The sequence below is a fragment of the Desulfuromonadales bacterium genome, assembly GCA_035620395.1.
GTDB lineage: Bacteria > Desulfobacterota > Desulfuromonadia > Desulfuromonadales > DASPGW01 > DASPGW01.
On the sequence record DASPGW010000124.1, the window covers coordinates 1 to 5,353 of the forward strand.

General features: G+C 61.4%; 6 protein-coding genes. All 6 read right to left on the bottom strand.

The window, feature by feature from the left end:
* Nucleotides 1–851, bottom strand: an 851-nt coding sequence (locus VD811_06865) for a Clp protease N-terminal domain-containing protein (GenBank protein ID HXV20693.1), incomplete at its 3' end; no start/stop codon positions are given.
* Nucleotides 852–965: 114 nt separating this feature from the next.
* On the bottom strand, nucleotides 966–1,364 hold the full coding sequence (locus tag VD811_06870) for an Hsp20/alpha crystallin family protein (protein ID HXV20694.1): 399 nt from the start codon (nucleotides 1,362–1,364) through the stop codon (nucleotides 966–968).
* A 69-nt stretch (nucleotides 1,365–1,433) separates the two neighbouring features.
* Nucleotides 1,434–1,877, bottom strand: coding sequence for an Hsp20/alpha crystallin family protein (locus VD811_06875; protein ID HXV20695.1), 444 nt, complete (start codon nucleotides 1,875–1,877; stop codon nucleotides 1,434–1,436).
* 383 nt (nucleotides 1,878–2,260) lie between these two features.
* On the bottom strand, nucleotides 2,261–3,748 hold the full coding sequence (locus tag VD811_06880; GenBank protein HXV20696.1) for a sigma 54-interacting transcriptional regulator: 1,488 nt from the start codon (nucleotides 3,746–3,748) through the stop codon (nucleotides 2,261–2,263).
* 293 nt (nucleotides 3,749–4,041) lie between these two features.
* Complete coding sequence (locus VD811_06885; protein ID HXV20697.1) at nucleotides 4,042–4,242, bottom strand: cold-shock protein; 201 nt, start codon at nucleotides 4,240–4,242, stop codon at nucleotides 4,042–4,044.
* Between the two features lie 396 nt (nucleotides 4,243–4,638).
* Nucleotides 4,639–5,353 (bottom strand): phosphate signaling complex protein PhoU (gene phoU, locus VD811_06890; protein HXV20698.1); only part of this gene is annotated, 715 nt, incomplete at its 5' end.

A 5,353-nucleotide genomic window follows, 5' to 3' on the forward strand; every position in this document is an offset into this window, starting at 1 on the left:
TCGTCGATGAAGAGGAGGATACGCCCGGCGCTCTCGCGAATCTCGGCCAGCACCGCCTTGAGCCGCTCCTCGAACTCGCCGCGGTACTTGGCGCCGGCGATCAGGGAACCCATGTCGAGCGCGTAGACGGTCTTGTTCTTGAGCCCCTCGGGGACGTCGCCGCGCACGATGCGGTGCGCGAGGCCTTCGACGATGGCGGTCTTCCCCACCCCCGGTTCGCCGATCAACACCGGGTTGTTCTTGGTCTTGCGCGAGAGGATGCGGATGACCCGGCGGATCTCGGCATCCCGGCCGATGACCGGGTCGAGCTTCCCCTTGCGCACCTCCTTGACCAGATCGCGGCCGTACTTCTCCAGCGCCTCGTAGGTCCCTTCCGGATCGGGGGAGGTCACCCGCTGGTGGCCGCGCACCGAGGTGAGGGCCTCCAGCAGCCGGTCGCGGCTGATCTTGAATTGTCCGAACAGGCGTCCGGCAGCGGTCGCCGATCCTTCCTCGACCAGGGCGAGGAGCAGGTGTTCGACGCTGACGTACTCATCCTTGAGACGCTTCGCTTCCTCCTCCGCCTTGAGCAGCAGCTTGTTGAACCGCTGGGTGACGTAAATCTTGCCCGCTTCAATACCGGGACCGGAGACGCTGGGCCTTTTGTCGAGCTCGGCCTGTACCGCCCGGCTGAAGCTTTCGACCGGCACCTCCATTTTCTGCAGCAGTCGCGGGATCAATCCCCCTTCCTGCTCGAGCAGGGCAAGCAGCAGGTGTTCGCCGTCGACTTCCACGTGCCCGCGCCGGAGGGCGACATTCTGAGCCGCCTGCAAAGCCTCCTGGGTCTTGACCGTCATCCTGTTGATATCCATGATGCATCCTTTCACTCAGATCTGCTTCCCAAGTATACAAGAGACCAAGGTCTTTTCTGCCCCTCATGACAAAGGGCCGGGGGATATCCCACCCGGCCCTTTGTCTCCCCGTCATCAGTGGACGGTGACTTCGATCTTGCGCGGTCGAGCCGCAGCGGCCTTGGGCATTCGGACCGTCAGCACGCCGTCCTTGAGATCGGCCGCCACCTTGTCGAATTCCAGCGTGTCCGGCAACTGGAAGCGCCGGTAGTAGCCGGTCGTCCCGAATTCACGGAAAAGCGCCCCCTCGTCGGCAACAGTCGGTGCCAGGGCCTCGATGGTCAATACCCCTTTGTCGATGCCGAGGCTGAGGCGATCCTTCGGCACCCCGGGCAGGTCGGCCACCAGAGTCATGGCTGATTCGTTCTCAAAAATATCGACGGCCGGAACCAGCCAGCTGTCGATTTTCCGGGTGCCGGCGACATCCACATCGCCTGCTTTCCCTTTGCTGATGGTCAGTTCCTTTTCGCTCATGGTCTCGCTCCTTTGGTCACTGAACATGTTTCTGAATTTTTCGAACATGGCCGAACCTCGTTGCCGCGATCAGGCGGCCTTGATTTCGATCCGTTTCGGCCGGGCCGTTTCCGCTTTGGGCATGGTGACGGTCAGCACGCCGTCCCGGTAGTCGGCCTTCACCCCCTCGGTGTCGATGTCGACAGGGATGTCGATGGTCCGCAGGAAGCGCCCGACACCCCGTTCACGCCGATGCCAGGAAACGTTCTCGATGCCATTCTTCCGCTCTCCGGCAAGGGTCAGCGTGTTCCTGAGCACCGTCATCTCCAGTGCCTTGGCATCGACTCCCGGCAGCAGCGCCTCGACATAGACGTTGTTGGCATCCTCCCGCAGGTTGATGCGCGGATAGCTGCGGCCGCCGATGGCAGTGGCGAATGACGGTTCCAGCACCTGCCCGAGGCCGACGCCGCGGAACAGATTGTCCATTTCCCGTGTGATGTTTTCCATTTCCCTGAAGAGATCCCAGCTTGCCATGGTTCTTTTCCTCCTTGCTTGGGGTTTTGATCCCGGTCGCGGCCGGGGCTAGCATTTTTTCGAGTCTGCCCAATCCTGTTTCAACCGGCGTGCCAGAACTGCAGAAGAGGAAAAAATGCTTATTTTTGGCTACTTACAAGGATGGAGCAAAAATGGAAGGCTCTTGCGACGTTGCCTGAGCCTGTCGCAGGCAACACTTGCGACGCTGCAGGGGAATACATGGAAAGCAGGCAGGAAGGAATTCGAACAACGGGCAGGGTTGGGGAATAAAAAAGAATAAAAAAAAGCGAGCCCACGGCCAGGAGGGGGGGAGGCCGTGGGCTCGCCGTGACCAGGAGGTCACTTTTGCGGTAATTATTACTTTCGACGCTTGCGGTTGTCAACTACAAAGTTGGCGCATCCTCCAGGTCCTCGCGCTGCAGTTGCAACCTTTCCAGGTACCGATAAAGCGTCGCCCGGTGGACGCCGAGCAGACGCGCTGCACCGGCCAGATTGCCGCCGGCGGCGCGATAAGCCTTGCCGATTTCCTCGGCATCGAGTTCGAGCGGCCGGGTGGAACGGCGCGCGGGTTTCCGGGAGGGTACGAGTTCAGCCTCTAAAAACGTCTGCGGGCCGGCGGCCAGCAGACGCTGCGCGGAGACCAGAGGATAAGGCGGGGTGATCGGCCGGGAGCTTCTGCTCTCGGCAGTTGCACCCCCCCACTGGCCGGGGGCGAAATCCTGCCGCTCGCGCACCCATTCGGCGAAGGCACGGGCGCCGATGACCTCCGACTGTGTCTCGATAAAGACCCGTTCAAGGACGTTGCGCAGTTCGCGAACGTTGCCAGGCCAGAAGTAGGACTGCAGCAGCGCGATCGCCTCGGAAGTCAGCCGCTCGATGCGTCGGCCGTACTTGCGGGAAAAGACGTGGAGGAAATGGTCGACCAGGGCGGGAATATCCTCGGGACGCTCGCGCAGCGGCGGCAAATGGATGCGCAGGACGCTGAGCCGATGGTAGAGATCGGCGCGAAACCGCCCCTGGCCGACGGCCTGTTCGAGCGGAACGTTGGTCGCCGCCACCACCCGCACGTCGACCTGGCGTTCCTCCTCGGCGCCGACCCGTTCGATACGCCCGGACTCCAGCGCCCGCAACAGCCGGGACTGGGTGTGCAGAGGCATGTCGCCAATCTCGTCGAGGAAGAGGGTGCCACCGTCGGCCCGCTCGAAACGCCCCTTGTGGGTGCGCACGGCGCCCGTGAAGGCCCCTTTCTCGTGGCCGAAGAGCTCCGATTCGAGCAGTTCCTCGGCGATCGCCGAGCAGTTCACCGCAACGTAGGGACCGTCAGCACGGGAGCTGCGCTCGTGCAGAGCGCGGGCGACCAGTTCCTTGCCGGTGCCGGTCTCGCCGGTGACCACCACCGCTGCCTCGGTCGGAGCGTAGAGGGCGATCTTGCGGAAGACTTCCCGCATCGCCGCGCCGGTGCCGACCAGCCCCTGGAACGCGGCGACCGATTTTGCCTCGGTCGCCGCCAGCGGCCGGAAGGTGAAACTGACCCGGCGGCGGCGATAGTCCTCGGAGAGCCCGCCCGCAATCACCTCGGCGACCAGAGTCGCCCCCTCGCCGCCGCTCAGGCGCACCCGGATGCCGGACAGGGGCTCGTTACGCTCCGCCGCTTCGCGGGCCAGCTCCGACAAAGACGGAACGGCGCCGGACAAGAGCTGCTCCAGCCGACGACCGCGCACCTCGGCGGCATCCAACCCCGCCAGCTGAGCCAGGTGCGGAGCCAGACGGAGAACGCGCCACGCCTCCCCGGTCCCCTCCACCACCAGATCGGGAATGGTAGCAGGCAGCTGCGATACCGAAGAATGCGGGATGTGGGAACTGTCGGACATTGAATCTTTTCCCCGGGGAGAAACCTGAGTTCGTGAAAAATTTCGATTGACCGCGGAGAACGCGGAGGCAAATCATGATCTTAAGGGTTTTCTCCGCGACCTCTGCGACCTCCGCGGTGAAAAATCAGCATTTACGATCTCTTCAAAAACTGAACTGCGACAATTTAACCTTTCGCCGGCGGAAGTTCAAGGGAGCAGAGGCGCAGGCGGCTGTGCGGCCAGCTTGATCCCCCATAACAAAAAAGGCTCCGCGGAAATACCGCGGAGCCTTCAATTACGAGTGTAAGCCTGAATCAGATCTTGCGCACGTTGGCGGACTGGGGGCCTTTCTGCCCCTGGACCACGTCGAACTCGACCCGGTCACCTTCGGCCAGGGATTTGAAACCTTCGCCGCCGATCGCCGAGAAGTGCACGAAAACGTCGGGACCATTGTCCTGCTGAATGAAACCGAACCCCTTGGCGTCGTTGAACCACTTGACCGTACCCTGTGCCATTGCGTTTGCTCCTTTTTTGTTCCCTGTGGAACCGTTTGAGAAAAACGGGTGAAGCGACCACAAAAAAACCGCTCAACCCTCTGGGTCTGTGCGGTTTTCGTTTAACTGACTGACGATCGATCTGTCCGACAACCAAATGAACCTGCACAAACTAACCAGTTTCGCTTCTATCACAGATGCCACGGCAAAAGCAACCATTAATTTTTAAACCGGCAAAAAATTGTTTTACGCCCTCCCTGACAAATACAGGCAGGATTTGGAGATATTCAGCTTTCCCAGGCTGAGCAAAAATGTCCGGATACAAGGCGCACGAATTCCTGCTGAATAAGGCGTACCTGAAAGGCAGGTCGTTGACGCAGGACGAGGGTGGATCCGTAGAGGGTGCTCATCAGCCGCCTAAAGGGTGTGGCGTACGATCTCTCCCTCGATCATGTAGAGCACGTCCTCGGCGATGTTGGTCGCCAGGTCGGCGATGCGCTCCAGGTGGCGGGAAACCGAAAGGTATTGGACGAGGGCGTCGATCCGCTCCGGGTGCTGCCGGATCTGCTCCTTGACCAGCGCATAGTTCTCCCGGTGCTGGGTGTCGACCTCGTCGTCGAGCGTGCAGGTCTGCCGAGCCGCCCGCTCGTCTAGGTTGACCAGGGCGTCGAGGGCCTGCTTCAGCATCGCCTGCACCTTGCGCCCCATCTCGGGGTAATCGAAAGGCGGCGGAATCTTGCCGACCTCGTTCAGGCCGCGGGTGCGCTCGGCAATATTGACCGCCAGATCGGCGATCCGCTCGAGGTCGTTATTGATCTTGAGTACCGAAATGATGAAGCGCAGATCGGCGGCGACCGGCTGATGCAGGGCGAGGATCTTCAGACATTCCTCCTCCAGGTCGACCTCCATCTGGTCGACCACCTCATCGCCGCCGATCACCTTCTCGGCCAGCGCCAGGTCCATCGTCGCCAGCGACTGCACGGCCTGCTGTACCGTTTCCTCCACCACGGCCGAGAGGGCGAGGATCATTTTCTTGAGCTTTTCCAGCTCCCGCTGAATGTGTTGCGTCATCTGCTCTTCCCCCTTAGCCGAACCGGCCGGTGATATAGTCTTCGGTCTGCTTGTTCTTCGG

What these genes read in the sequence shown, in the direction of transcription:
- VD811_06870 (HXV20694.1), bottom strand. Translation starts at nt 1,364, where the DNA reads ATGAGCGAAAAGGAACTGACCATCAGCAAAGGGAAAGCAGGCGATGTG.
- VD811_06875 (HXV20695.1), bottom strand. Translation starts at nt 1,877, where the DNA reads ATGGCAAGCTGGGATCTCTTCAGGGAAATGGAAAACATCACACGGGAA.
- VD811_06880 (HXV20696.1), bottom strand. Translation starts at nt 3,748, where the DNA reads ATGTCCGACAGTTCCCACATCCCGCATTCTTCGGTATCGCAGCTGCCT.
- VD811_06885 (HXV20697.1), bottom strand. Translation starts at nt 4,242, where the DNA reads ATGGCACAGGGTACGGTCAAGTGGTTCAACGACGCCAAGGGGTTCGGT.